27 protein-coding genes are annotated in these 26,983 nt (G+C 50.3%); 22 read left to right on the top strand and 5 right to left on the bottom strand.

Annotation, left to right across the window (positions count from 1 at the left end; genetic code table 11):
* Window positions 1-50: 50 nt before the first annotated feature.
* Together RJP21_RS18180 and RJP21_RS18175 are read left to right on the top strand one after the other, a co-directional pair.
* Window positions 51-905, top strand: coding sequence for a helix-turn-helix transcriptional regulator (locus tag RJP21_RS18180; RefSeq protein ID WP_310860535.1), 855 nt, complete (start codon window positions 51-53; stop codon window positions 903-905).
* 128 nt (window positions 906-1,033) lie between these two features.
* Window positions 1,034-1,657, top strand: coding sequence for a GDSL-type esterase/lipase family protein (locus tag RJP21_RS18175; protein ID WP_310860534.1), 624 nt, complete (start codon window positions 1,034-1,036; stop codon window positions 1,655-1,657).
* Window positions 1,658-1,715: 58 nt separating this feature from the next.
* On the opposite strand, the gene RJP21_RS18170 is transcribed toward RJP21_RS18175, so the two are convergent.
* Both RJP21_RS18170 and RJP21_RS18165 read right to left on the bottom strand, forming a co-directional pair.
* Window positions 1,716-2,171: a hypothetical protein gene (locus RJP21_RS18170; protein ID WP_310860533.1), complete on the bottom strand. Its 456-nt coding sequence runs from the start codon at window positions 2,169-2,171 to the stop codon at window positions 1,716-1,718.
* A gap of 4 nt (window positions 2,172-2,175) precedes the next feature.
* On the bottom strand, window positions 2,176-2,967 hold the full coding sequence (locus RJP21_RS18165) for a hypothetical protein (protein WP_310860532.1): 792 nt from the start codon (window positions 2,965-2,967) through the stop codon (window positions 2,176-2,178).
* A 377-nt stretch (window positions 2,968-3,344) separates the two neighbouring features.
* Between RJP21_RS18165 and RJP21_RS18160 the strand changes: the two genes are divergently transcribed.
* The 3 genes from RJP21_RS18160 to RJP21_RS18150 all read left to right on the top strand — a co-directional run bounded on the left by RJP21_RS18160 (window position 3,345) and on the right by RJP21_RS18150 (window position 5,365).
* Window positions 3,345-3,758, top strand: coding sequence for a nuclear transport factor 2-like protein (locus RJP21_RS18160; protein ID WP_310860531.1), 414 nt, complete (start codon window positions 3,345-3,347; stop codon window positions 3,756-3,758).
* 512 nt (window positions 3,759-4,270) lie between these two features.
* The gene (locus tag RJP21_RS18155; protein ID WP_310860530.1) at window positions 4,271-4,675 is read left to right on the top strand and encodes a hypothetical protein; all 405 of its coding nucleotides are present in this window, start codon (window positions 4,271-4,273) and stop codon (window positions 4,673-4,675) included.
* Window positions 4,676-4,909: 234 nt separating this feature from the next.
* Window positions 4,910-5,365 carry a GNAT family N-acetyltransferase gene (locus RJP21_RS18150; RefSeq protein ID WP_310860529.1) on the top strand — a complete coding sequence of 152 codons (456 nt, stop codon included), beginning with the start codon at window positions 4,910-4,912 and terminating at the stop codon, window positions 5,363-5,365.
* 125 nt (window positions 5,366-5,490) lie between these two features.
* Here RJP21_RS18150 and RJP21_RS18145 read toward each other — a convergent pair whose 3' ends face one another.
* Window positions 5,491-5,967, bottom strand: coding sequence for a DinB family protein (locus tag RJP21_RS18145; RefSeq protein WP_310860528.1), 477 nt, complete (start codon window positions 5,965-5,967; stop codon window positions 5,491-5,493).
* Window positions 5,968-6,302: 335 nt separating this feature from the next.
* Window positions 6,303-6,428 carry a YjcZ family sporulation protein gene (locus RJP21_RS18140; protein ID WP_310860527.1) on the bottom strand — a complete coding sequence of 42 codons (126 nt, stop codon included), beginning with the start codon at window positions 6,426-6,428 and terminating at the stop codon, window positions 6,303-6,305.
* A 306-nt stretch (window positions 6,429-6,734) separates the two neighbouring features.
* Here RJP21_RS18140 and RJP21_RS18135 point away from each other — a divergent pair, with 306 nt between their 5' ends.
* The gene (locus tag RJP21_RS18135; RefSeq protein ID WP_310860526.1) at window positions 6,735-7,655 is read left to right on the top strand and encodes a cation diffusion facilitator family transporter; all 921 of its coding nucleotides are present in this window, start codon (window positions 6,735-6,737) and stop codon (window positions 7,653-7,655) included.
* Between the two features lie 87 nt (window positions 7,656-7,742).
* Here RJP21_RS18135 and RJP21_RS18130 read toward each other — a convergent pair whose 3' ends face one another.
* Window positions 7,743-9,362, bottom strand: coding sequence for a GMC family oxidoreductase (locus RJP21_RS18130; protein ID WP_310860525.1), 1,620 nt, complete (start codon window positions 9,360-9,362; stop codon window positions 7,743-7,745).
* A gap of 348 nt (window positions 9,363-9,710) precedes the next feature.
* Here RJP21_RS18130 and RJP21_RS18125 point away from each other — a divergent pair, with 348 nt between their 5' ends.
* The 16 genes from RJP21_RS18125 to RJP21_RS18050 all read left to right on the top strand — a co-directional run bounded on the left by RJP21_RS18125 (window position 9,711) and on the right by RJP21_RS18050 (window position 26,922).
* Complete coding sequence (locus tag RJP21_RS18125) at window positions 9,711-9,986, top strand: acyl carrier protein (protein WP_310860524.1); 276 nt, start codon at window positions 9,711-9,713, stop codon at window positions 9,984-9,986.
* Complete coding sequence (locus tag RJP21_RS18120; protein ID WP_310860523.1) at window positions 9,973-11,382, top strand: hypothetical protein; 1,410 nt, start codon at window positions 9,973-9,975, stop codon at window positions 11,380-11,382. Before RJP21_RS18125 ends, RJP21_RS18120 begins: the two co-directional genes overlap by 14 nt.
* 24 nt (window positions 11,383-11,406) lie before the next feature.
* Window positions 11,407-12,513, top strand: a complete 1,107-nt coding sequence (locus RJP21_RS18115; RefSeq protein WP_310860522.1) for a hypothetical protein — start codon at window positions 11,407-11,409, stop codon at window positions 12,511-12,513.
* A complete protein-coding gene (locus RJP21_RS18110; RefSeq protein ID WP_310860521.1) occupies window positions 12,485-13,660 on the top strand; it encodes a radical SAM protein in 1,176 nt (391 codons plus the stop codon). The genes RJP21_RS18115 and RJP21_RS18110 overlap by 29 nt, the downstream gene beginning before the upstream one ends.
* 60 nt (window positions 13,661-13,720) lie before the next feature.
* Complete coding sequence (locus tag RJP21_RS18105) at window positions 13,721-14,704, top strand: ABC transporter ATP-binding protein (protein ID WP_310860520.1); 984 nt, start codon at window positions 13,721-13,723, stop codon at window positions 14,702-14,704.
* Complete coding sequence (locus RJP21_RS18100) at window positions 14,701-15,510, top strand: ABC transporter permease (protein ID WP_310860519.1); 810 nt, start codon at window positions 14,701-14,703, stop codon at window positions 15,508-15,510. Before RJP21_RS18105 ends, RJP21_RS18100 begins: the two co-directional genes overlap by 4 nt.
* A 12-nt stretch (window positions 15,511-15,522) precedes the next feature.
* Window positions 15,523-16,326: an ABC transporter permease gene (locus tag RJP21_RS18095; protein ID WP_310860518.1), complete on the top strand. Its 804-nt coding sequence runs from the start codon at window positions 15,523-15,525 to the stop codon at window positions 16,324-16,326.
* A 141-nt stretch (window positions 16,327-16,467) separates the two neighbouring features.
* Window positions 16,468-17,493 (top strand): zinc-dependent alcohol dehydrogenase, encoded by a 1,026-nt coding sequence (locus RJP21_RS18090; protein WP_310860517.1) that lies wholly within the window; start codon window positions 16,468-16,470, stop codon window positions 17,491-17,493.
* Window positions 17,494-17,513: 20 nt separating this feature from the next.
* Complete coding sequence (locus tag RJP21_RS18085) at window positions 17,514-19,169, top strand: glycoside hydrolase family 3 protein (RefSeq protein WP_310860516.1); 1,656 nt, start codon at window positions 17,514-17,516, stop codon at window positions 19,167-19,169.
* Window positions 19,129-20,172 carry a hypothetical protein gene (locus tag RJP21_RS18080; protein WP_310860515.1) on the top strand — a complete coding sequence of 348 codons (1,044 nt, stop codon included), beginning with the start codon at window positions 19,129-19,131 and terminating at the stop codon, window positions 20,170-20,172. The genes RJP21_RS18085 and RJP21_RS18080 overlap by 41 nt, the downstream gene beginning before the upstream one ends.
* A 485-nt stretch (window positions 20,173-20,657) precedes the next feature.
* Window positions 20,658-21,443, top strand: coding sequence for a gluconate 2-dehydrogenase subunit 3 family protein (locus RJP21_RS18075; protein ID WP_310860514.1), 786 nt, complete (start codon window positions 20,658-20,660; stop codon window positions 21,441-21,443).
* A 67-nt stretch (window positions 21,444-21,510) separates the two neighbouring features.
* Window positions 21,511-23,190: a GMC family oxidoreductase gene (locus RJP21_RS18070; RefSeq protein WP_310860621.1), complete on the top strand. Its 1,680-nt coding sequence runs from the start codon at window positions 21,511-21,513 to the stop codon at window positions 23,188-23,190.
* A gap of 62 nt (window positions 23,191-23,252) precedes the next feature.
* Entirely contained in the window at window positions 23,253-23,447 is a 195-nt protein-coding gene (locus tag RJP21_RS18065; RefSeq protein ID WP_310860513.1) for a twin-arginine translocase TatA/TatE family subunit, read from the top strand.
* A gap of 58 nt (window positions 23,448-23,505) precedes the next feature.
* On the top strand, window positions 23,506-23,892 hold the full coding sequence (locus tag RJP21_RS18060; protein WP_160041719.1) for a cupredoxin domain-containing protein: 387 nt from the start codon (window positions 23,506-23,508) through the stop codon (window positions 23,890-23,892).
* A gap of 512 nt (window positions 23,893-24,404) precedes the next feature.
* Window positions 24,405-25,685, top strand: coding sequence for a cytosine permease (gene codB / locus RJP21_RS18055; protein WP_310860512.1), 1,281 nt, complete (start codon window positions 24,405-24,407; stop codon window positions 25,683-25,685).
* Window positions 25,654-26,922 (top strand): cytosine deaminase, encoded by a 1,269-nt coding sequence (locus tag RJP21_RS18050; RefSeq protein ID WP_310860511.1) that lies wholly within the window; start codon window positions 25,654-25,656, stop codon window positions 26,920-26,922. Before codB ends, RJP21_RS18050 begins: the two co-directional genes overlap by 32 nt.
* Window positions 26,923-26,983 lie beyond the last annotated feature (61 nt).

Raw genomic sequence — 26,983 nt, 5'->3', positions numbered from 1 at the left:
CATTCTCTGCATGTGTCGGACGACTTAAGAATCCAAGGAAGGTGACATACATGAAAACAACTCCTTCTTCATCTCCATTGGGCGATTTCATCAAATCGCGCCGGGAACGGCTGCAGCCTTCAGAGGCGGGAATACAGCCGTTGCCAGGACGAAGGCGTACTCCAGGGCTTCGACGGGAAGAGGTCTCTTTTCTAGCCAATATGAGCGTGACTTACTACACCTGGCTGGAGCAAGGCAGAGAGGTTAATCCTTCGCCGGAAGTACTGTTAAATATCAGCAACGCGCTGCAACTTGACGAAGATGAACAGAAGCATCTGTTCGATCTGGCAAATGTAGACCCGGCGAGCGCTGGTGCCGTTCCAAACGGCGAGGGGTCGGATCACGGAATTTTGCAAAAAATCGTCGATCAACTGCAATATCCTTCATTCATCACGGATGCAGGTACGGATGTTATCGCCTGGAACCGGGCCGCAGAACTGATCATAGCCGACTTCGGCAATATGCCGGAAAACGAAAGATACATGTTGAACGTTATATTTTTTAAGGAGGACTACCGTAGGCGGCTTGTAAATTGGGAGAGTTTCGCCCGCTACGCAGCAGCGGTTCTGCGGGCAAGCTTCGACCGTAGCAAAGACAACCCGTTGTATACGGAACGATTCGAACGATTGAGACGGGAAAGCGCGGACTTTGAGTATTTCTGGAACCTCTACGAAATCAGGCAAAAGCGTGTAACAACCGCATTATTTCGTCTTCCGGACGGGCAGGAAATGGAGTTCATGCTCCATTCCGCGGCCGTCATTGATAGCGACCCGGACCTGCACTGGTGTTTTTTTGTACCGGTACCCGGTTCAGGCACAGAGGAGAGATTATTGTCTCTATTGGAAAAAGATAGGCTGCTTGAATGAAGCGGGTTATATTTCATAGGGAACCTGTGTGAACATTCGGCTCGTGATTTTAGACTGCGGGAGCCTGACGGAAGCGTCCAGGAATTGTTTGGCAGCAGCTTGTTCGTAGCGACTCCATTATCGGAGGATTGACGAACGATGACCTGCTGCCGGAAGCGAACGTTATGGGGGATTGGGCGCAACGGTCCAAACTACGCTGGACAACGTCGATGAGATCACGAGCCGCAAGCCGTCGCATGTGTTCCTATCCATGGGGCAACAATATCTGGGAACCGCCGAAGGAAGCGAAGAAGACGCTCGTACAGCAATATTCCCGGCTGGTCGACCGTATAAGGGAACAGCTGCCGGAAGCGCGCGTCTACGTACTTTCGATTACGCCGGTAGATGACGCGTCGCCGGTCGGTGCGCTCATGAACCCGCAGATTGAAGCATTCAATGAAACTCTTCAGAAGATGGCGGGGGAGAAGGGAGTAGAATACATTGACCTTGGCCCCATGTTCCGGCAGCACAAGATTCAATACGATGAAGACGGCTCTCATTTTACGAACGCGTTCTACCCAATTCTGCTGGACTATTTGACAGAGTGTACGGATCTGTTGCATCAGCCGCACGGTTCGGCGGTCACCGATTCGAACGAGGCTTACAAAGCAACGTTCAGTCACAGCGTTTTCCTGGGGGATATTCCATCCTGGGGGTTGTCTTATCTGAACAAACTTCTTGTGATCGGCTGCCCATGCTCGGTGCTGCTTTAGGTTACTCTGCTTAAAGTTGAAGAATGGAGGATTGGACTTCCAAAATCTAATTCTTAAATTATTCGTGCCGTCCCGAATGCATAATGATGCCACAAAATATCCTCCACCGTATCGCTTGGGTTTCATCGCACTCAATGACGAGGATTACCTCTGAATTTTTCCCGCGTAACTGTCGTTGCTTCTTTTTGATGACCTTATAGTAGAATATGTCGATGCAAACCCCAAGAAAAAAACCGCTTATCGCACCGATCAGTCCGCAATATATAGGCCCCCACGCCAGTTTGAAACCAACACTAGCTCCAATGACGGCAAACGCAGTCCCAAGGGTTGCTCCGGTGCTAATCAAGGAAATGCCGTCCGCGTTATGAATGCTGTCAAACAATCGCCGCTCCGTTTTGCGATTCGTTAAAGGTACGGCAAAAATATTTTCTTTTTTAATTCCGTTTTTCTCCAGCTCAGTAATCGCTATTTCTAAATTGGTGGAATGCTCAAACGTTGAAAAAATCTGTACCATTGTTTTATACCACCACTTTTCCCTTTTTCACTTGAAATGAGGGGTTTTGGTAATGTTTGATCAGGAAGTCCTTTTGCTCGGAGTCAAATAGCTTGTTGTTTTCTACGGTGTTTACATACGAATCATACACTGCAAATCCCCACATGGAAGGCATAAACAGCAGCCACTGTTTGTCGAGCACGGCGGTTGACATTGCAATTTGACCTAGAAACAGGTAATGGACCGCCAAAAGCATCTTGGAGAAATATATAAATGCGATCGTCCAAGCCAGCGCGAAAAACGCGGTAAGCACGCGATGGATATGCAGCTGCCCAAGCCCCGGCATAAATAAGGACCATATGACCGACATGGCGGGCTTTCGCTTGTCCAAATAATTGATCTCCATCGCTCCGATGGAGAATGAGTTAAACGGCGCATTTTCCCTTTCCGCGAGCAAATAAACTTTGTTCATATCGACCGAGGTCCGGTAACTGTCCCAAATGCCAAACAGATACACTGGAATATACATAAGCATCCACCTTGGATCCAGCACCTTTTTCGCTTCCTCAATATTTCCGCAAAACGAATATACCATGGCCAAATTGATCTTTGCGTTGCAATTTACAATCACTTCCCAAATAAACAAGGAGAGTCCGCGTAAATATTTGCTTAACAGGAGGTGACCAAAACCTGGGAAGGCTGCAGACCACCAAGCAATGAAATACGGATTGCGGATATGAATTTGGGTGGTACCGGCAATGGAAATATGGGCCTTGTATCGGCGGAACTTGTTTTCGATATTTCTGTAATTGTCCAAAAAGGTTTCCCTCCATGAATGTCCATTTAAAAGTCGTATATGGAAGTAGCGTAAATCCCGATTTTGCCCAGATTTTTGGAGACTAAAAAAAGATACCGCGTTCAGCAATAAAAAACCGAAAACATGGACATATAAATCGACCGCTTCCCGTTTTTACCCCGCACTATGATTACCTTATACGTATTATTGGATGATTGAGATGATAATAAACCCCTGATATGCCGGTTATAGTGCTAAGACAACAGACAGACAAATATCCGGCGTGAGTTCGTTCCTCAGACAACAAGGAATATGAAAACACGATGTCGAATAAGAAAATTGTTATGTAAAGTTATGGTTTGAAGATGATCGCTTTTGAAGGAAGGGAGATCGTGAGCATGTCAGAGGATAATATTCGATACGAACAAGTGAAAATTATTTGTGCAGAAGATTGCGGGAACGCACCGAAAAAAGAATTGCTTAGAGCGTTTAATGTTGCTTTTGTTTGCAACGATATTGGCTTGATCATGGAGAACATCATTGAAGATATCCAATGGAATTTTATCGGTAGCGATACATTACAAGGCAAGGATCAAGTTCTAAGAATGCTTGAAAAACTGATTGACAAAAAGCCAACGGAGTTAGTTATCAGCAATATAATAACGCACGGATATTCCGGTTCTTTAAATGGCATCCTGAACCTCGAAAATAATATTAGCTACGCTTTCTGTAATATTTATCGTTTCAATAGCAGTTTAAACAAAACAAAAATCAAGGAAATTACTTCTTATATCATTGACATTTCAAAATAGCAAACGAGAAACGATTGCTAAATCAGCCGCCTTCCACGAGGCGGTTTTTCTTTTTGGAACTATGGCCTGCCAATTTTAGAACTGAAAATGATGTTTTTCGTTTCACGGGGTTAACCTGGAGTCGCCTCGGGTGACTTTTGGTTCACGAGATCCACAAAGCGAACGAATGCTCGACCCGTGATCGGCGCGGCGAATGCCACACTCTTCATGAGCGGCGAGGATGAAGAAGCCAAAGCAAGCCGTCTTTCGGCTGGGCGCAGAGGCGGGATTATGGTAGACGTGGGCGGCACGGATGCGATGGTCGAGATTGAGAAGGCAATTTTTTCTAGGGCGGGGGGAGGTTTGCTTTTGCTTTAACTGAGGGGCAAAAATAGGATGTCTCTTATCAAACCCAAAGTTTGCTAGTCGATCCAATGCTTTTTTAAAATTGCTTAAGGTAGCTTCATCCAAGCATGATTTCATGGAAAGCATACACTGATAGAGTCAACCTGTTATTAAAAGGAGGCGATGTTATGCGGAAAAGAAATATTCATGGCTGTCCGCCCCCACAGAATATTACATTGGTTCAGCGCTTGCAGCCGCTTGTGGGAAGGACGGTTACGGTGTTCCAACCCGGGTTTCCGAGATTAACAAAAACGATAGGCAGGCTCTCCAATGTGACCAAGTCCTCTTTTAAAGTTGGTTCAACGGTAGTCGCAATGCAAAGCTCCTTCTATATCGTTTTGCATGAAAGGGTTAGACGGACGAAGCCTTTTGACTTGACGGCCACCGCAGAAGATATCGGCGAACTGAAGGGAATCTTAATTCGCGTCGGTCGAAACTTTGTCGAGTTTATGCAGACTCCGGGCCGAAGAGTGCCAACTCTTTTCCCATTGAATTTATTTACTGAAGTGATTTGCGAAAGAGAGGAGGAATAAGATCCGACCACAACGGGTAACGTTGGTTAAAAAATCGCGAAAACCTTCAATCCAATGCTAGAAAGGGATTGGAGGTTTTTTGGATAGAAAGCACACGCCAACCGCAGGTGATATCGTGTCACCCTCAATAAAAAGCGGAGCGTTTCCCGGATAATTGTCTTTTGTTCGGGCAGGTTCGGCAGTACAATGATCACAGCACACATATGAAAAAAATCTGTCGGCGGGGTGAACGGTATGGAAATTATAGTGGATGATTTAACAGGGCCTGAAATTGCCGGATTGATCCGGGAGCATTTGCAGGGCATGGCAGAGAAGTCGCCGCCCGAGAGCGTGCACGCCCTCAATCTGGACAGGCTCCGGCAGCCGGACGTGACGTTCTGGAGTGCGTGGGAGCAGGGAGAGCTGCTTGGCTGCGGGGCGCTCAAGGAGCTGGATTCCGGTCACGGCGAGATCAAATCGATGCGGACCGCATCCGCCCATTTGCGAAAGGGTGTAGCCAGATCCATTTTGGCTCACATCATTGAAGAGGCGCGAAACCGGGGGTATCGGCGGTTAAGCCTGGAAACCGGCTCAATGGAATCGTTCCAGCCGGCGAGACGGCTGTATCAGGCTTTCGGATTCAAAGAGTGCGGGCCTTTTGCGGACTATATCCTTGATCCTTACAGCACCTTTATGACTAAAGAGCTGTAAGTGATCGGAACTAAAGAGGACATGCTCCAGTCATCGATGACGTAGCATGTCCTTTTCTCATCCCCAAGGGGCTTACGTTAGTGAATGTCCTTGTCGCCGGGCAAAAATGATTAAGGAAGTTAAGTTTATTTGGTTAATTGATTCTCTTGATAAGCCTTCTTAACCCTTTCAATTTGAGCAAGGTGGCCGCGGACATGTTCGACGCGATAGACCAACAATTGCTTAAATGTGTACCGCTCTTGATCTGGATACACCCCGACTCGCTCGCATTGTTCACTAGTCAGATTGCTTAGAATGGTTTGCATACTGGAACGCAGCATTTTGAACAGAAGCAGGTACTGTTCGCGGTCCAATAAATCATACCCCAAGTTATTCGCCCATGCATCCTGATCAAATGAAATAAGAGCCGGCTCATCTTCCGCCAAGACTTTTTTTAGCCGAGCTGTGGATGAGATCTCTGAATCCGTCACATGAATGAGAATTTGGTGAATGCTCCATTTGTCCGGTGCGGGCTTGTAACGAAACTCCTCTTCAGACAATCCTTCGATGGCATCCCGAAGCATTTCGTAGCCAGAGGCATACTCCTTAATGATATCCTCCAATTCAATCCCCCTCCTTTATTAGTAAACCGCCTATTAGAAATAAGATATTCTCGTTTTTAGGCAAATATCCTGGTTCATGTTTTTAAAAGCAGATATATCAATCATGATAATTTTATCAGATTATTTCCACGGTTGATTCGTTGCTTATGATGCGGCGGGAGCCGAATTGATGATGGCCATGATGATCGAGGATGTCCAAAATCGCGGCGGAAGCGCTCATGTCGTACGCAAAACGGCGCCTGTCCTAAGAGAGTATATGAAGAGCCTTTCCCGAAAAGATTGAAAAAGTCGAATAGACCCTGCAGCGTTTGCAGGGTTTTTAAAGTTGCAATGGTTTACCATACAAAAGATCTTGTAATGATAACCAGCAGTATGAATAAAACCAAAATAACTCCGATATTTCCTCCCCATAATCCTCCATAACCGTAGCCGACGCCAACTCCCCCTACGACTTCACTCATTTCATGCTACCTCCTTGAAATAAAATACAATGTATCATATGGATTTCTTCGAATGGAGTAAGGGCAAAACGGTAAATAATTACAATTCGCATTACAGCACATTGATTAACATCAATATAATTATGTAAACTAAATTTTCGCTTATCCAACATTTTATGATTTATCATATTTTTTAGATAAAGACAAAAACTGTTTCTCTAGACCCACACAAAGGTTATAAGCTACTATTAGATTCTGATCGTTATTTCGTGCAAACATATGACAAGTCAAATGATGATTAAATACGGTTTAGGGAGAAATGAAGCATTGGTTAACGAAAATAGACAATCGTCTATTGCGATTTGGCTCAGTTTTATAAGTAATGTTGCATTAACTGCAATCAAACTCGCAGTAGGTATGGTATTCGGCAGCCCGGTATTGGTCGCGGACGGAGTACACAATGCAGGGGATGTCGTTGCTACTGGAGCTGCGCTCAGCTCTATGCGTGTCTCTAAAATGCCTCCCGATGATGATCATCCCTATGGTCACGGGAAGGCGGAAGTAGTAGGAGCGGGAATCGTAGCGATTATTTTGGCGCTGGCAGCTATTTACATGGCCTTCCATTCCGTAGCGATCCTTTTTGAACCGCCGCATAAAGCTACGGTTATTGCCCTCTTTGCAGCCGTGTTTTCACTGATTTTAAAACAAATTTTATATCTCTATACCATGTCGATCGGGAAGAGATTAAAAAGTAACGGCTTGATTGCAACTGCTTATGATCATCTGGCAGACGTGTATGCATCCATTGCTGCAGTTGTAGGGATCGGATTGGCCATGGTTGGCGATCATTATCATATCGGAATTCTTTCCTACGGAGATCCCGTTGCAGGAATTATTGTAGCTATTCTTGTTTTCAAGTTGGCTTTTCACATGGGGAAATCATCGGTAGATGTATTGATGGAGAAAAATATCGATCCGGATAAAATAGATGAGCTCGTTGAGCTGATTCACCAAATACCGGAAGTAAAACGCCTTGACAGAATCCGGGGCAGGGACCACGGACATTATATCATCGTAGATGTCAGAGTCGGCGTTCCGGCAGAACTTAGCGTCCAAGAAGGGCATGACATATCCCGGAAAATTAAACAGACCATTATGGAGCAGCATTCTGACGTGGAAGAGGTTTTGGTTCATTTAAATCCATGGTATGAAGGCGATAGAAGTGAATTTAAGGAGTCAAATGAATAGACGAAAATTCTTCTTTGTTAGTAAGGGATTTTGACAATGAGGGAGAATTTAAAAGGGGCTGGAGGGGCTGGATAGCCCCTTTTCATTTTACTCTTCTACCCATTCTGTTCGTGTTCGCTGTTTTTTATTGCGGGTTGTTTTTTTACATAATTGCTTCGCGATTGTATAGCCGACAAGATATGCAGCCGAAGAGGTGTTTCCATCCACTGTAAACGGGATTATGGAGGCATCTGCAACGATCAAATTCTTGACCCCGTGTACATTTCCCCTGGAATCAACGACTCCCCCTTTTGACAAAGGAGCCATTCGCAGAAACCCTTGCTGATGATGATTATGATCAAAATTTTCTTTAATGAATTCTTCGAGTTTTTCATCATCGTCAATCACATCAAACGTAGGCGAGAGGAGCTGATAAGAGGGGTCTAATCGCGATAGCTCGAGAGAAATATTTTTGATATACGTTCGATAGATCCTTTTTACGGCATCCATGTCGTCCGGATCCGAAAGAAATCCTTCGTCTGCCAATACTATATTAAGCGGATCTTTGCTTTGTAGGCGGATATTCCCTTTGCTCTTGGGGCGCAAGTACAGAATCGCTATTGTCAATTGTTCATCCGCTCCGATGCCAAGCAGTTGAACGGCCCGCTCTTCTGGATCTTTACCGGATGGATCCGGCAAAAAAGCCCCCCCTGTATACAGTGCGTTTGGATCTTGGGCAGGGAGGGGGCGATCATTTGAATTGACGGAAAATACAGCGAAGTTTAAAGTGTGGTTTTTTAATCGCTGTCCTACGTTTGGATTATTAAAAACGACGGGGATACCTGCCTTTTTTAACATTTTAGCGGATCCGATCCCGGACAGCATCAAGATCTGCGGACTGTTGATTCCTGCCGATATGATCACCTTTTTACGGGAATATGCACGAGAGCATTTACCATCCTTCAAAAATTCAACTCCAATGGCACGTTTGCCGGAAAAGAGAATACGAAGAGCCGTTGTCCTGAACAATACGGTTAGTTTACGATTATGAACCCCTACGCCTGAAGGCGTCATGATATCCGAAGACAAAAATGCGGTCGACGAGCTTTCCCTTCGGCCATCGGGTTGTTGGTACAATTGCCAACGTGTGAACGGTCCAATAGGGGTATCAGGATCATTATAGTCAAGAATTATCGGATGCCCTGAAGCACGCTCGATGGCCGTTGCCAGTTTTTGAGCCATCGATGTTGGATTTTCGGGCGCTTGCCTGATATCTATTCTTCCTTTATAACCGTGCGCAGCCCGATTTGTCGTTGATCCATTGAAATTCTCCAATTGTTTGAAACGCCGTATGGCTTTTTCAGGTGACCATAGGGGGCCAAGCAGCCGTTCCCATTTTTCGAGTACAGCTGTTGTCGGACGCACATATTGCTCTCCATTTATAGAGGATCCGCCTCCTGAGAGACGTCCCGTAGTCCACTCGAATGTGCGGCCATCCAGGCCGTCCAGAGGAACACCTTCACCTTGCCAAAAATAATTTGGGGAAAAGCTTTCTTCAAGTTCCGGTGCAAAAGTGGAATCCTTGATCGGTTTATCTTTGTCATGATTTCCCCCCGCTTCCAAGACAAGAACGGAGGTTCGTTTGTCGTCGGTAAGCGTCTTCGCGATAACGGAACCCGCCGGACCTGTGCCCACCACAATGTAATCATAAGTTAAGTTCTTTTTCATTCAGGCTCTCCCTTTAGTAAACTAATGCAGGATATTATGTAGATCTGAAAAAGGTGCCTATTTCTTTCTGCATGAGACCAGTGTACCGAACGGTGAAATATGCGGATATTTGCTCCAACCCAAAATAGGGATAGATCAGCTGCGCATTGTTGGATGTACATTCCCAGCCGCATCAGAGCCGGTGCTCCTATGACTGCGATTTTGATTGACAGAATTTAACATACGAAAGATAATAAATGTAACTAATGGAAAAGGGAGGGAGATAACAAAGCAGTTTTTTTGAGTGGAATTTGCAAGCGCAAGGATACGGTTGTACTTCATACATTACCCCTTTAAAGGAGTGTAGTCATGTACGATAAAATTGTAGACATTTTGTGCGCTATCAAAGAAGACCAGCCTGAACTCCGCCAATCCCTGTCCCCCGAAATGGATCTGAACAACGATATCGGCCTCGATTCTCTGCAAATGATCCAGTTTATGCTTCAGGTCGAGGATCAGTTGAACGTGACCATCGACTATGACCAATTCGATTACGAACATCTCCGGTCCATCGACGCTTTTATTACTTTTTTGAAAAGCTGCCAGCCGCAAGGCCAGCCAATATACGAAGATGCCAAGCAATGAAGCCGGTGCGATTCCGAAAACCGTTATGGGTACCTTCGACCCCGAAACGCGTTGGAGAGATCCGGATCTGGCCCGGTTGCCCTCGATGCCCGATAAGGATCGGGAGTCGATTGTCCTGTGTATGGACGAGCTGCTTTTCCCGTTCTGCGGGCCGGACGATGTCCTCTACAGCCGTTGCAACATCGATCCAGCGCTGCACGAGTACCTGGATGGGCTTGGCTTTTCTTTTCGAACACGCTATCACTATGATTTGAACGACGAGAAGGAGCCTTTACCAGAACCGGATGTTTTCAAGCAGTGCATGTTCAGGCTTGCGGCCGATCATGTACGGAAAACGCCGTCACCGGATGAAGCGGTATCCACCCATGCCACGAAGATTCTGTCCCCGTACGCCATTACGGCAGATACGCTAGCTTACCTGCAGGCCGCCGGGCCGTTTAGACCTTTGCCGGACCTTGAGACAGTTGTACGCGTTAACTCAAAGCTGTACTCCAACCGGCTCCTATCCAGCATTGGAGAGAAGTGCTACGGCACAGAGGCGAACAGCGCAGCGGAAATAAAGACGATCGGACATGCTCTTCTGAAGCGGGGCCCATATCTGCTGAAAGATCCCTTCGGTGTCTCGGGCAAGGGCAATCTGCTCATCGACAGTGAAGCCATTCAGCGGAGGATAGTAGAGCACCTGCATAAACAGGAGGGAAGCGGACTGCGTTCTCAATTTCTGCTTGAGCCCTTGCTGATGAAAGAGACCGACTTCAGTTCCCACTGGTTCATCCGGGAGAACGGCGAGACGGAATTCATCTCCGTTCAGCGGATGGTGAATCGCCAGCAAAATTACGGCGGGTCTATTCAAGCGGATGAAGCTTTGATCCGCCTGCTTGAGAACGCCGGCTATTTCACCGTGATAGAGAAAGCGCTCCGGCTGCTGGCGGAGGACAGCTACCACGGCTTCGCCTGCTTCGACTCCATGGTGCTGAAAGACGGGGAAGTCGCATCCATTGTGGAGATTAACGCCCGCAAGTCCATGGGCCTCATTAACGCTTATCTCGATAAATGCTGGGAAATGTATGGCCTTACCGGATGGCTTACGTTTTTGTCCCTCGGTCTTCCGGAAGGCGACTTCACGATTGGGAGACTGCTGCACGCATTGCGCGCATCCGGTCTTCTGTTGACAGCACCCGGGGAGTACGGAATCGTCCCTCTCTCATCGAATACCGTCATGGTGAACGAGATACTGACCCGCCGCCGGATCGCTGAGGGAACGTTGCACAAACGAGGCATGCCGAAGGGACGGTTGTATGTATCGGTGGTGGGACGTGACGACGGACACCGCGGCGAACTGCTCGAAAGATTGCGGCAGGTGCTCGCCGACTTGTCCGTTAAAGTGTACAACTAAATCTGGAACTCGGGGGGCTCTCGCATGAATTCATCTCCGGTTACCTTACTGGCGTCGGGAAATTCGTTCGGCGCATACATTCCGGCAATGCATTTGCACACATACCTGCAAGGCAAAGGAGTCGGAACGGACGTTCACGTTCTGGAGAATTTGTATCACGAAGAAATCCGGCGCAAGATCCGGTCCACCAAAAAAGCATTCCATGCCGATTTCTCCGTTGCCCGTATGGGGCATAAGCTGGCCAAGCCCGTTGGACCTTCCCTGAACGACGATGCGGTCGGGAGGCTTCTTGACGCTTGGATGCGGGCTGGTGCGTACCGTTTCGGGGTATTTACCGGCTTCTGGCTGCCGATCCTGGAGCGCTACAAGGCTGCTGCCGGCAGGCCCCTGGATATCAAGCTGATCCGGCTGGATGCATCGGATACACCCTCTTATAAGGTACACAAGCAGTTGTATCCCGGCTATGACAACGTCTGGTTCTACGAGCCTTCGAAGCTGTCCCCGGACAATTACATCGCTTCGGACGAAGCGGAGCCGCTGCCTTACGGGCAGCGCGCCGGACGCATTATGATCCATGGCGGCGGCTGGGGAATCGGCACTTACGCCGAGACGATCCGCGAACTTCGCGCGCTTGGTCGCAAGCTCGATGTGATCGTCTACGATCCTTCCGAGGTGGAGGAGGACGACGGGGTTACGCGTTACTTTGGAACGGACGCCTCCTGGGAGCCATGGATCCGGGACACGCAGGGGAAGCACACGTTTCCGCCGATGATCCGTTATGTCCGTGAGGACGGCGTTCTCCGGGAGTACCCGCTCGGGGATTACTCCGTTTACACCGACCTGCTGCGCAATTGCGCAGCGGTCATCAGCAAACCGGGAGGAGCAACCTTAAACGAATCGCTGGCGTTCGGAGTCCCTTTTATCATGCTGGAGCCGTTCGGCGATCACGAGCTTCATAATTCAACCTATTGGGAATCCTGCGGTTTCGGCATCCGGTTTGCGGAATGGAAAGCCCGGGATTTTTCGGAACATCATCTGGAGGGGATTTATAGTCGTTTGCTGGAGCAGCGATTAAAAATCAACCATTTTGGGAGGAATATGTATGCAGCCGAAAACAGCAGTTACGTTTGACCAACTAACGTTCCGCAATATGAAAAGAACCCTGGTTCCGCTGGCGGAAACGGGAAGAAAGCGGCGGGAAGATCCGACTTATGCGGCCCCCGTGCCTTACGAAATCGGGATCAAGCTCAACAACGGCTGCAACCTGCGCTGCAAGCACTGCTTCGAATGGAATCCGGACGGCTTCCATCATGGCTTTGCCAAAGAAGCGAAGAAGGATGAAATCGAAATACCCGTCGTGGAGAAACTTCTGGCCGAAACGAGAGAACGCAAATCACGTGTGTTCCTGTGGGGCGGGGAGCCGCTGTTCTACTCCAAATTCGATGAACTGGCGGAGCTGCTGGCCAAAGAAGATCGGTACACGACCATTTGTACGAATGCGATTCTTATTGAGCAAAAGCTGGATTCCATTCTGAAAATGTCGGAAAATCTGGTCATGCTGGTCAGCCTGGAAGGTTTCGAGAAAGAGAACGACGCGATCCGGGGCAAAGGCACGTTCAAAAAAGTGATTCATTCCATACAGCTGCTGCTGGATCTGCAAAAACAGGGCCTGTACAAAGGCAAAGTGTCCGTCGCTCTGACGGTAAACGACCAGATGGTCGGCCAGCTTTACAGCTTTATGGAATTTTTCGAAGAGATGGGCGTAGATTCCGTCTACTTCTGCTTTCCTTGGTACATCCCTTCCAATACGGCGGAAAAAATGGACGCTTACTTCGATGCCCATTTCCCGCATCTTGCCTCCCGCTTTGCGGACAACCACAAGAACAGCTGGCACTCCTTCACGTTTCACATTTCACCGGACCATTTCGATACGCTGATCGAAGAACTTAAACGAGTCAATTCCCGCGTGTGGAATATACGCATCCGCTATCAGCCCGCACTGGAGCCTGAAGAGGTGGAAGGGTTTATCCGGGGCAGCGAAAAGCCGGCCATGAACCGGACGAAATGCTTGTCGATCTCAAACCGCATCGACGTCATGCCGGACGGTAAAGTGAATCCATGCAAATTTTTTCCGGAATTCAGTGTCGGCAATTTGTACGAAGATAGCATGGCCGATATTTTTCACGGGGACGATCTCCGCAAACAGCGCGAGGTTCTGGCCTGTGGTTTGATGCCGATTTGCTCCAAATGCGTGCTTCTTTATAACAATGGAATTTAAGCGTTTATACTTTATGCCGCCCAATCAGGCAATACAGGCAATGGTTCAGGAGGGGCAGTAATGGACTACATCCGTGTGCGTCAACTACGCAAATCATTCGTGTATTACCGGAAACAAGCCGGGCTTAAAAATTCTCTCAAAAATTTATTCGCCCGCAAGTCGCTGGTGAAGGAAGCGGTTAAATCCGTTTCCTTCGACATCGGCCCCGGGGAGTGCGTGGGATTTCTCGGTCCCAACGGAGCGGGGAAAACCACGACGCTCAAAATGCTGTCGGGCATTCTGTATCCCACAAGCGGGGAGGCGAATGTACTCGGTTATGTGCCTTGGGAGCGAAAGAACGAATTCAAACGGCTTTTCTCCATAGTGATGGGCCAGAAAAACCAGCTTTGGTGGGACCTTCCCGCCAGCGAGTCGATTTATTTGAACAAATGTATTTATGACGTGGACGATGATCTCTACCGCCGGAGTCTTGCCGAACTGTCGGAAATGCTCGATGTGCAGGAGCTTCTGGACGTGCAGGTGCGCCGGCTTTCCCTGGGAGAACGGATGAAAATGGAGCTGATCGCCGCGCTTATCCACAGGCCCCGGCTGCTGTATCTCGATGAGCCGACGATCGGCCTCGATTTCCCCTCGCAGCAGAAGGTCAGGGAGTTTCTGAAATACTACAATGAGCAGTTCGGCGCCACGATCCTGCTTACGAGCCACTACATGAAGGATGTGGAGGACCTGTGTAAGCGGACGATCGTCATTAACGAAGGAAGTCTGCTGTATGACGGGGAGCTTCACAAAATCAACGATCTTATGGGCGAGCAGAAAATTGTAAAGCTGCAGTTCGCCGAACCCGTAGCCGAGCAGCGGTTGGCCAAATTCGGGATCATTGTCAGCACAGACGGCTATAACGCTGTTCTCAAACTGCCTAGGCACCGCTTGAAGGAAGTGTCGCGCGCCGTGCTCGACTCGTTTCCAATCGTTGACTGGACGATAGAGGACGTGCCGATCGAGGAGAGCATTTCCATGCTCTACCAAAAGGAATCCGCCGGATGAACAGACGCAAATTGTACATGGCTGTTTTTTCGATGGGCGTCCAGCAGTCGATGGAATACCGGTTTCATTTCTTTCTCGGCCTACTTGGGGCCGCTTTTCCGATTCTTGTCCAATATTTCATCTGGACGGCGGTGTACCGGCATTCCGGCGAGACGGCATTGTTTTCGTATTCGTACGGTCAAATTATTTTGTATACGATCTTGGCGGGGTTGGTGTCCAAGCTGATCGCTACCCAGTTCGAGCACCAGATCGCCGACGATATTAAAAATGGCGGGCTTAACAAATATTTGATCAAGCCGGTAAGTTACTTCGGTTATCGGTTGGTGTCCTTTTTCGGCCAGAAGGCGATTTACTATGGCATCACGGCTCTTCTGCTGACCGCGATTATATGGCTGGCGTCCGCCATGGATGTGCTCGATGTCCAGGTCTTACGTTTGGCCTTGTTCGCCGTCACGCTGTGTGGGGCGCTTCTGCTCAACTTCCTGATCGTCTACTGCATCTGCGCAAGCGCGTTTTATCTGCATGAAATCTCGTATTTTTTCGTAATTACAAGTCTGCTTATCAATATTTTAAGCGGAGGCATGTTTCCGTTGGAGATTTTCGGGCAATCGGTTGTGAAGGCGCTTCAGTACACCCCGTTCCCGTATACGATTTATTTTCCGGTCAACGTCCTCAGCGGCAAAATGGAAGGGGCAGCGATGTATCAGGGGCTACTCACTCAATGCGGGTGGATTTTGCTGTTCTTCTGGCTCTCGCGTCTGACGTGGCGCGTCTCTCTGAAGAAATACTCGGCGGTTGGGGGGTAGCGGACGTTACGAATGTTTAAAATCGCGAGGAAATACATGCGCCTGTACGGCATATTCATCAAAAATTGCCTCATCGCCCAGATGGAGTTTCGGGGCAACTTTATGATGAGCCTGCTGGTCGAATCCGTCTATTTGCTTGCCAAACTGTTATATGTTCTCGTCGTGTTCCGCACCGATCTTCACGTCGACGGCATACCGCCGGAAGGGCTGCTTTTATTTATAGGCATGCACACCGTGGTGACCGGGATTTATGTAGGCCTGTTTTTGACAAATTTCATGAAAATTCCTGAGTACATCAAAGACGGCTCGCTTGATTTAATGCTGACGAAGCCGGTCTCCCTACAGTTCATGGCTTCCTTGCGTTACGTCGATCTGGCGCTGCCGATCCCCGACATTCTGGTCGGTTTCGTCATGGTCGGTATCGGCTGGCATGCCATGGATATTCCGCTGGCGTTTCTGCAGCTCGCAGGGTTTGCCCTGCTGTTGTTTGTCTCCGTTGTTATCACGTATTGCCTGATGATTATTCCGGCACTGCTTTCATTCTGGTTCGTCCAGACGGGTTCTGTGTCGGATATCGCCCATTCCGTCTGGGACGCCAACAATTTTCCCATGGCTATTTACCCGGCTTGGGTCCGACGGATAGGAACCTTTATCATTCCTCTGTTCCTTATTACCAATTTCGGGCCGATGTTTCTGATTGGACAACTCAGCTGGCTCCATGTAGGACTGGCGCTGGCCGGTTCGCTTCTGTTTTTCGCAGCCGTACGGCTGCTCTGGAAGCAGGCCGTGAAGGGATACAGCAGCGCGAGCAGTTAAGACGGCATATTGTAATAGGCATCGCGGCTGTATGTTGGGGAAACCTGTCCAGGCTGCTGTTTGCCTGTGTCTGCGGGAAGCTCCCGGCAATGAAATGTACAGGGTTTCTATTCTACATTTTAGAAAAGGAAGTGCTAACGCATGCCAAACATTGCGACAACCGTAAGCCGCATATCGTTAAATTGCGTATTTCAGGGGCCGGATCGGATCGAACTTATCGAGGAAAGGGTGCCCGAGCCGGGACCGGGACAAATTTTATGCGCGGCCAAAAAGTCACTGATCAGCACGGGAACGGAATTGGCTTGTCTAAAGGGACGTTTCGACGAAGGGACGGTCTGGTCGTCTTGGGTTCGGTACCCATTCTATCCGGGATATTCCATGGCCGCGCAAGTGTTGGAGACCGGAAGCGGGGTGGAGGGAATAAAAGCCGGCGACAGGATCATCTGTCCGGCCGGACACCGCCAGTACTTCCTCGCGGATGCCAAGGAAGCGGCGGTTATCCCTGATTCGATCCGTGACGAAGAGGCTGTCTTTACGCAGATTGCGAAGGTTGCCCTGCTGGGGGTCCTGCGAGCCGAACCTGCATTCGGAGAAAGAGTGGGCGTCGTTGGGCTTGGTCTTATCGGCCAGCTTGTGATCCAGTATTTGAATGCGGGCGGTGCTCGCCAGATTATCGCGATTGCACCGGAAAGCTCCCGCATGGCCCATGCCCGCAGAAACGGGGCGACCGATCTGCTGAATCTTCCGGTGGCTGAAGCATTAGGACCGGTAGAAGAACTTACCGGCGGCAGAATGCTGGACACGATCTATGACGTGACGGGTTCTTACGCCGTACTGCCCTACTGTACGCAGTTGACCCGGGACTTGGGCAAAGTAATCCTGTTGGGTGATTCGACGGAACCTTCCAAGCAGACGATCGGGCCGAAAGTAGTCTTTAATTCGGTCAGCATACTAGGGATTCACGGCCGGATGATGATGGGTTTTAAAGGCTGGACCGAAGCGGACATGAACGAATTCATATTCGAATCGATCCGCCGGGGGAAACTGGACGTCGCAAGTCTCATTACCGAAGTAGCAAGCCCGCTCGAAGCCATATCGGTCTATTCGCGGCTGGCCGGGCGCAAGTCCGATTTCTTAGGAGTTCTGTTTGATTGGACGCAATTGTAACGGCTGGAGGGGGAAACCAAATGAGAGCGTGTAACGAGCTTACGTTAAAGGAGAAAATCGGCCAATTGGTGATGGCCGGCTTCGAAGACTGTATGCCCGATGCAAATATCAGCGACCTGTTGCAAAACCATTTCATCGGGGGAATCGTGTTGTTTTCCCGTAATCTGGACAACCCTCGGCAGGCGTTTGCATTAACGCAGGAACTCCAGCGGTTGGCCATGGCTGCGACGGGCATACCGCTCTGGATCGGAACGGATCAGGAGGGGGGGATGGTCGTCCGGGTAAGGCAGGGGATTGCGCAGCTGCCCGCGGCGATGGCCTTGGGAGCGGCACGCGATCCCGTGCTGCTCTACGAAGCCGCCAAGGGAACGGCGGAGGAACTGAAGACGCTGGGCATCAATATGAATTTCGCGCCGGTGGTCGACATCAACGTCAATCCGCGAAATCCGATCATTGACGTCCGCTCGTTCGGAGACGATGCCGAACTTGTTGCAGAGCTGGGGATCGCGGCCATGCTCGGCTTTCAGGATGGAGGAATCATATCCGTCATCAAGCATTTTCCCGGGCACGGCGACACGGAGACGGATTCCCACGCGGAGCTGCCGGTCGTAAGGCATACCCTTGAGCGCTTGCGGACCGTGGAATTCGTGCCGTTCCGGCAGGCCGCGCAGCTCGGGGCGGAAGCCGTCATGACGGCCCATGTCGGGATTCCGCTGCTCACCGGCGGAGAATCCGTTCCGGCCACGCTCTCCCGGGAAATTCTGACGAGTCTGCTGCGGGAAGAGCTGGGTTTCGATGGGATGATCGTAACAGACTGCATGGAGATGAACGCCGTCACGCAGGGAATCGGCGTGGGGGAAGCGGTCGTCCGGGCCGTTCTGGCCGGGGCTGACCTTCTTCTCGTCAGCCATACGTACGAAAGCCAGCTGGAGGCGGTGGCTGCCCTGGAACATGCTGTGGCAAACGGGCGCCTTTCGGAAGAGCGGATCGATGCTTCCGTGGAGCGTATCCTTCGCCTCAAGGAGCGTCGTATCAAGCTGCAGAAGCGTAATTGGGAAGAGGCGCGGGCCTTGCTGGAAAATCCGCAGACGCTTCGGACGATTGAGCGGCTTCGCGAAAAAAGCATCACCGCCGTCAATCGTGTACCAGATTTTTGCCGGTTGTCTCCCGAAGTCGACACGCTCGTGCTCTGGCCGCAAATGACAGCCGCCTGCAAATCCGAGGACGAGCCGTTATATGATGACACCCTCGGCAACCGTCTGCGTCCTTTTATCACGGCAAAATTAACCGAGCATGTGTACGGGACCAGTCCGAATCCGGATGAGATTACCACCTTGGTTTCCGAAGCGAAAGAGTATGGGCAGATCATCGTAGGCGTTTTTCACGCAGCTTCTAATCCCGGGCAGCCAGCTTTGGTTCACAAACTATTGGCGTTAGGGGGCAAAATCATACCGGTCTCCTTGCGGAATCCCGTCGATCTGGCGGCATTCCCGAAGGCTCAGGGCTTTCTGGCCTGTTACGAACATCATCCCCAGACTCTGCAGGCCCTATCCCGTGTCCTAATGGGCATGGCAGCGCCTGCCGGAATACTGCCGGTCACGATTCCCGATCACTCGACGGAAGGGAGGTATTCTAGTGAACGCCATCCAGCTTCCGGTGTTGAATCCGCCACTTAAAGGATTTTTGCGGTGGGCCTACACGCTTTCGATCACCAGCGCCCATGAAGAAACCATTCCTTGGTACTACAGCAATTTTATTCAGTTATCCTGCACCAAAAAGTTTCTGGAGGACGGCAGGCAATGCTTTCTCGATTTTTTCCGGGGCAAACCCAACGAACTGAATTTCAACAACCCGTTTCTCCTCACCTGCTCCGTCAATTATGCGATTATGGAGAATTTGGCATTGGGCGCCTGGCCAAAATTTTTCGCGGATCAAATCCGCAGCGGCTACTATTGCGTCGTGTTTTTGGATGAGTCCAAGCTATCGCCGGCGGCCGCCTATCAGAAAGGGCCATTCCCTCATCACCTTTTTCTATATGGCTTCGACTGGAACGAAAGGGTCTTCTATGCTTCCATGTTCGACCGTACGGGAGTATACCGCAATTTGCATATTCCGTTCGAGGAGTTCCAGGATGCCGTCCAGTCCATGAGGCAGCTTCTGAGAGAGAATCTCACAGCCGATCATCATACGTATTTTTACAAATACGAACCGCATTCCCCTTATCCTTTCGACAAAACGGCCGCGATCGACCAGCTGCGCGATTACATTAACGGGGAAACCCATTTAAACCGGATCAATTACAATCCCGACAACGAGGAAGCTTTCGGAATCAAGGTATACGATTATTTGCAAATGTACTATGATGCCGTAGAGAACAACGATTCCCGACTGGGTAGCCGCAACGATGTGAGGCACCTTCATGTGCTCTGGGAGCATAAAAAAATGATGAGCGAGCGGATCGGATATTTGGTGGATCAGGGCATCATCCCGTACGACGAAGAGCTTGTAGATGGCTACAAGGATATAACCAAAAGGGCGATGAAGCTGAGGGACCAGTACATTCGTCATGAAATCCGCGAAGATAAAGATGTGTTCGAACGGCTGAGGCTTCGGTTCGACGAATTCCGCGATGAAGAGCCTGTTCTACTGCAAAAACTGATTAAACTGCTCGAAGGCTGAATAAAGACACGGGGAGGACCTTCGACACCGGATGGGCTACATATCGGAAGGTCGGGTTTGCTACGAGGGCTCACAGTTTGAGATTTGTTGCTAGGATGTAATACTATTCCAATTTAAGAGACAACATGAACGTACACGCTTAAAAGCCGCATCATTGCGGCTTTTTGTATTTTAACGATATATGTTGCTGTCAGTACCAGGAACACTGCCCTCCAATAAGAAACCTCGGGCTCTCATTTTTGTTGTTCAAAAAAAGCAAGTGGCAACGCGCTTTATTCAAAATTTTTGATGTATATAGGGCGGGCATCGGTCCTTAACGGAGAGCTGGGCGCGGCTTCCGAAAGCGCCGGCGGTCCTGCTAGTGAGATGGTTCAATATGAAGCCTGATGTCAGATGCTGCCGTTTGAAACAGAGTAATTCTGGGTAACTCATTCGCAGTGGTGTTTATTATTGTATCCACAATATTCATAATCGGAGGGATCATCTTGCCAGGACTAAAATTGGGGAATAGCAGAAAGCCGGCCCGGTCAAAAGAACCGGATGAATCCCGGCGGAAATTTTTGAAAGCATCAGGCATGACGCTGGGCGGTCTGGTCGTCGGCAGCGTGTTCGGTGGGGTCCTGACGGACAGTCTGGAAAAAAAACATGCACCCGCGCCGGCGCCGGCCAGCAGCAAGCCGGAGGCTTCGCTGCAGGATGCGCTGATGTTCTTTAATCAGGAGCAGTTTAAAATGACCGAAGCGGCGGTCGAACGGATTTATCCCGAAGATGAGAACGGTCCCGGAGCCAAGGCGCTGGGCGTGGCCTTCTTTATTGATCATCAGCTCGCAGGCCCATGGGGGTATAACGCGCGGGACTATATGATGGGTCCTTTCGTCCAGGCCCAGGCAACGCAGGGAGAACAGTCCCGCCTGAAACGCAACGAGATGTTCACGCTGGGCCTGGAAGGGCTGAAGAGCTACTGCCAGCAAAAGTATCAAAAGGCGTTTGCGGAGCTTGAGGCCCAGCAGCAGGATGAAGTGCTGACCGCCATGGAAAAAGGCGACAAATTCCCGATGCGCGGGGTAACGAGCAGCAGTTTCTTCAATATGCTGAGAAATTTGACGATCGAGGGAGTCTACGCGGATCCGCTTTATGGCGGCAACCGGAATATGGACGGGTGGAAGATGCGGAAATTTCCGGGGAACCAGATGAGCTATGCCCAGCAGATTACGAAGGAAGGGCTGGTCAAAATCCAGCCGAAAAGCCTGCAGGCTCACATGAGCGAATAAATTTCACAGATATAAGGGGACATCAGACGTGGCCAAATTACCTAAAGTACCAGTGGTTATTGTTGGAATGGGCTGGGTCGGCGGCATTATTGCGGCCGAGCTGACCAAAGCGGGCATCCAGGTCGTCGGACTGGAACGCGGAAAAAGCCGGAGCACGGCAGATTATTTTATGGATCATGACGAGCTGCGGTACGCGCGGCGTTTTGAACTGATGCAGGATCTATCCAAGGAAACGATTACGTTCCGGAATACGGAGTCCATCAGGGCGCTGCCCATGCGCAGCTACGGCTCCTTTTTGCTGGGAGACGGACTCGGCGGTGCCGGAACGCACTGGAACGGACAGACGCACCGTTTCCTGCCGTATGACTTTGAGATTTACAGCAAGACGGTGGAGCGGTATGGAAAAGGCAAAATTCCCGAGGGCATGCAGCTGCAGGACTGGGGAATCACGTATGACGAAATTGAACCGTACTACGACAAGTTTGAGCAGATGGCCGGCATTTCGGGGGACTCGGAAGCGAACCCGATGCTTGGCAAACGCTCCAATCCGTTTCCGACGCCGCCGATGAAGAAAACGCCGATCCTGCAAAGGTTCGAAGAGGCGTCGAAGAAGCTCGGATACCATCCGTACATGATCCCTTCGGCGAATCTGAGCGAGAACTACAAAAATCCGGACGGCGTCTCCCGGGCAGCCTGCCAGTACTGCGGTTATTGCGAGCGGTTCGGCTGCGAGTACGGCGCCAAGGCGGATCCTGTCGTGACCGTCATCCCGACGGCGATGGCCACCGGCAAACTTGAGGTGCGCACCTTTTCGAACGTGACGGAAATTCTGCATGACGGCAAAAAAGCGACCGGCGTGGTGTACATCAACACGGTAACCGGGGAAGAGGTGACCCAGCCGGCGGACGTGGTCATACTCGGCAGCTTTGTGCTGAATAATGTGCGTCTGCTGCTGAACTCCAAGCTCGGGACGCCTTATGACCGGAAAACCGGCCGGGGAACCATCGGGCGGAATTATGCGTACCAGGTCAATTCCGGGCACGCGGTCGGCTTTTACGATGATGAAGAATTCAGCACGTTCATGGGTGCCGGGGCGCTCGGCATGGAGTTCGACGACTTCAACGGGGACAATTTCGACCATACAGATTTGAAATTTCTGCACGGGGCGGGCATCCGCATCAGCCAGAACGGCCTGCGACCGATCGAAAATAATCCGGCGCCTCAGGGCACCCCGACCTGGGGCAAGAAGTGGAAGGAGACCACGCTGAAGTATGCGAATCGGGTGCTGACCGTAGCGACGCAGGGTGCCAGCCTGCCCTGGAGGCACCATTACCTGGATCTCGATCCGACCTATAAAGACATTTACGGTAAGCCGCTGCTGCGGATTACGTTTGATTTCGAGGACCAAGACCGCGAGCTGACGAAGTTTCTGGCCGGCAAGGCGGGCGAGGTCATGAAGGAAATGGGTCCTTCCCATGTAGAGATCAAAGACAAGCTGGACTCGTATAATATCGTTCCTTACCAATCCACCCACAATACCGGCGGCGTCATTATGGGCTCGGACCCGGAAACGTCGGCTGTGAACAGCTACCTCCAGATGTGGGAAGCGGAAAACGTGTTTGTGGTGGGTGCTTCGGCGTTCCCGCACAACAGCGGATACAATCCGACCGACACCGTCGGCGCGCTGGCCTACAGGGCGGCGGAAGGGATCCAGAAATATTTGAAACAGGGAGGCATGCTTGTCTGAACGGGCCAGCGCTTCCGGACCTATCCGATGATCTTACAACTTCAGAAAAGGAGGGATCGGCCATGCTTTCAACAATCGGAATACCGGGGCTGCTGCTGCTCGTGCTGCTCGCCCTGCTGCTGTTCGGGCCGTCCAAGCTGCCGCAGCTCGGCAGGGCGGTGGGAACGACGCTTCGCGAATTCCGCAGCTCCGCTCATCAGCTGACGGAAGAGGACGAAGAGAAGCAAGATGCGGAGCAACGCCGGGAAAATTACTAGAATGGTTGGTTTAACGTCGACGACGGCGACTTAACTATTTCAACTGGAGGGATTTGACATGAAAAAATGGATGATGATGGGACTTACACTGCTGCTGGTTTTGGTGCTGAGCGCCTGCGGAAGCAAAGGCGGAAGCGGCAGCAGCTCGTCGGACGAGTCCTCGTCTTCGGGCGGATCGGACGGCGTAAAGGAAATCAAGGTGACGGCGTCAAACTTTAAGTTCGAGCCTTCCGAGATCAAAGTCAAAAAAGGCGAAAAAGTCAAAATTACGCTGGAGAACAAAGATGGAAACCACGGCTTGGCGATTCCCGATTTTAACGTGGATTTGCAGCAGCCGGGCTCGGCCGAATTTACCGCCGATCAGGCCGGTAAGCATGAATTCCACTGCTCCGTCATGTGCGGAGCGGGCCACAGCGATATGAAGGGAACCTTGATTGTTGAATAAGTAAGTATAGCGGTTGAAACCGGGGGGGATTGTCGCCTGGTTGACAGCGGGAGGCAATTTTTAAAGAAAGCGCCGACCAGCCGGACCGTAAAGGTTCGCGCAGGCGGCGCGTTTTTTGCATATATAAAATTGATAAATTTCGAGCCAACTTTGTGAAGACGGCAAGGTTTCAATATATCTGGAAAAGCAATTGCAACAGATTATCTATTTTTCATGAATCTCTTAAATAGGATTATAACCATTGGATAATAATTACATTGACAACGATAGGCTTTTCCAAAATAATAGTATGTAATTGAATACTGGTACCTTTAAATCAGTCCAGAGAGGCTGGCAAGGGCAGCGGATGTTTGTAATCACGCGGGAATCAGTGCATTTCGTAAGGGGATGCTCTGCGTCTTCGCGCGGGTTATGATGTGAAAAGAGGCTACTTGTCAGTTTGAGACTTGACGAGTAGCCTCTTTTTTCTGCTTTTTTTTGGTGCCAGGACACTTTAACCTGGAGGTATTCTGATGAGCAAACAAGATCAAGAGTTTTCGTGGCAAGAGGTGCCAAAAACGCAGAGAAACAGTTTTATGAAGACGTTCTCCGTCATGTTGGCGTTCACGTTCTTCTCGGCAAGCATGCTGGCAGGAGGGACGCTGGGAGTCAGCTTGACGTTCATGGAGTTCATTGGTATTGTGCTTGCGGGCAATTTAGTACTCGGCATCTATACGGGGGCGCTGGCACATATCGCTGCCAAAACAGGCCTTTCAACGCATTTGCTGGCAAAATATGCGTTTGGTGAGAAAGGCTCGTACTTACCTTCGTTCCTGCTCGGCTTCACGCAGGTCGGATGGTTTGGCGTCGGCGTGGCCATGTTCGCGGTTCCGGTCGCGAGAGCGATGGATTGGAACGTGTACCTGCTGATCTTCTTGTTTGGTCTCGCCATGACGGCATCAGCCATTTTCGGCATGAAGTCGCTCGTCATTCTGGGCTATGTAGCGGTTCCGGCCATTGCCATTCTCGGCGGATATTCCATGTTTGAAGGAACAAGTTCTTTGGGCGGTCTGCAAGGATTGCTCGATTACACGCCGTCACAGTCGTTAACCGTTGCGGCAGCGTTGACCATCTGTATTGGATCATTCATTAGCGGCGGAACGCTAACGCCCGATTTCGCCCGGTTTTCCCAGACGTCCCGGCAGGCGGTTACCGCAACGGTCATATCGTTTTTCCTGGGTAACTCGCTCATGTTCCTGTTCGGTGCGGTCGGCGCAATGGCTTATAACCTGGCGGATATCTCGGAGGTCATGTTCCTGCAAGGTCTGATCATTCCCGCGATCATCGTTCTGGGGCTGAATATCTGGACGACCAACGATAATGCCCTTTATGCTTCCGGGTTGGGCTTCGCCAATATCACTAAAGTTTCGAAAAAGTTTTTCGTCATAGTGAATGGTATCGTGGGTACCGTATTCGCCATGTGGATGTACAACAATTTCGTCGGTTTCCTGAACGTGCTGGGCGCGGCGATACCGTCGATCGGGGCCATCCTCATCGCGGACTACTTCTTTGTGAAGCGTAGAAACTATAAACCGTTTGCCGAGATGACTTTTAAGAAGGTAAACTGGGTAGCGATGGCGGCTTGGGCCATCGGCGTGGCTTTCGCCCAGTTGGCTCCGGGAGTAACGCCATTAAACGCACTGATCGGTACGGCGGTGGCTTACATCGTATTCATGCTCATCATTCCTGCCAAAGAATCCAAAGAAAAGGGGAAAACAAATAATGATTATTCAGAACGCAAAATTGCGGGGTAAAGAAGGTTTATGGAATATTGTCGTAAAAGACGGGAAGTTTGGTCTAATCACGCAGTCACAGGTAGCGGATGCAAACGAGGAAGTCCTTGACGTCAACGGTTCGCTTGTACTGCCGCCGTTCATTGAACCTCATATTCATCTGGACACGACGTTAACGGCGGGAGAGCCGGAATGGAATTTGAGCGGAACGCTCTTCGAAGGCATCCAGCGTTGGTCGGAACGCAAGGCATTCCTGACGCACGAAGACGTCAAAACGCGCTCCAAAACGGCACTCAAGTGGCAGATCGCGCAAGGCATCCAGCATGTACGGACGCATGTGGACGTCACGGATCCAAGCTTGACGGCAGTTAAAGCGATGCTTGAAGTGAAAGAAGAAATGGCACCATACATCGACATCCAGCTTGTCGCTTTTCCGCAGGAAGGCATTCATTCCTACCCGAACGGCGCGGAATTGCTGGAAGAGTCGCTGAAAATGGGCGTTGACGTGGTCGGCGGCATACCGCACTTCGAATTCACGAGGGAATACGGCGTCGATTCGATGAAGGTTGCGTTTGATCTCGCCGAAAAATACGACCGTCTCATCGACATTCATTGCGACGAAATCGATGACGAGCAATCCCGTTTCGTGGAAGTCGTCGCCAAAGAAGCCTATGAACGCGGGCTCGGCTCCCGTACGACGGCAAGCCACACGACGGCGATGGGGTCGTACAATGATGCTTATACGTACAAATTGTTTAGATTGCTGAAGATGGCTGACCTCAATTTTGTCTCCAATCCTCTGGTTAACATCCATCTGCAAGGACGCTTCGACACGTATCCGAAAAGAAGAGGGCTGACTCGCGTCAAAGAACTGCAGGAAGCCGGTCTTAATGTGTGCTTCGGTCACGATGACATCTTTGATCCATGGTATCCGCTAGGCACGGGCAACATGCTTCAGGTGCTGCAGATGGGCATCCATGCTTCGCAGCTGCTCGGTTACGATCAAATCGTGAATTCGATCGATCTCATTACGAAAAATAGCGCAAGAACGTTGCATATCGAGGATGTGTACGGGATTGAAGAAGGCAAGCCCGCCAACTTCATCATTCTTGAAGCAGAGAACGAATATGAAGCAATACGCAAACAGGCTGCCGTGCTTTATTCGTTCAGAGGCGGCCGCAAAATCGCGGAAACGAAACCGCGCGACACATCGATCATTCTTGAGGGCGGTCCGGAGAAGGTCAATTTCAATAAATAATCGAATGAAGCATTCGATGCAACAAGCAGATCCCGCACATTAGCCAAAATCCACTCATGGA

Source organism: Paenibacillus sp. VCA1 (genome assembly GCF_031583795.1).
Lineage (GTDB): Bacteria > Bacillota > Bacilli > Paenibacillales > Paenibacillaceae > Paenibacillus_AQ > Paenibacillus_AQ albilobatus.
The sequence above is the reverse complement of the archived record's forward strand: the minus strand, read 5'-3'. Positions and strand labels throughout refer to the sequence as shown.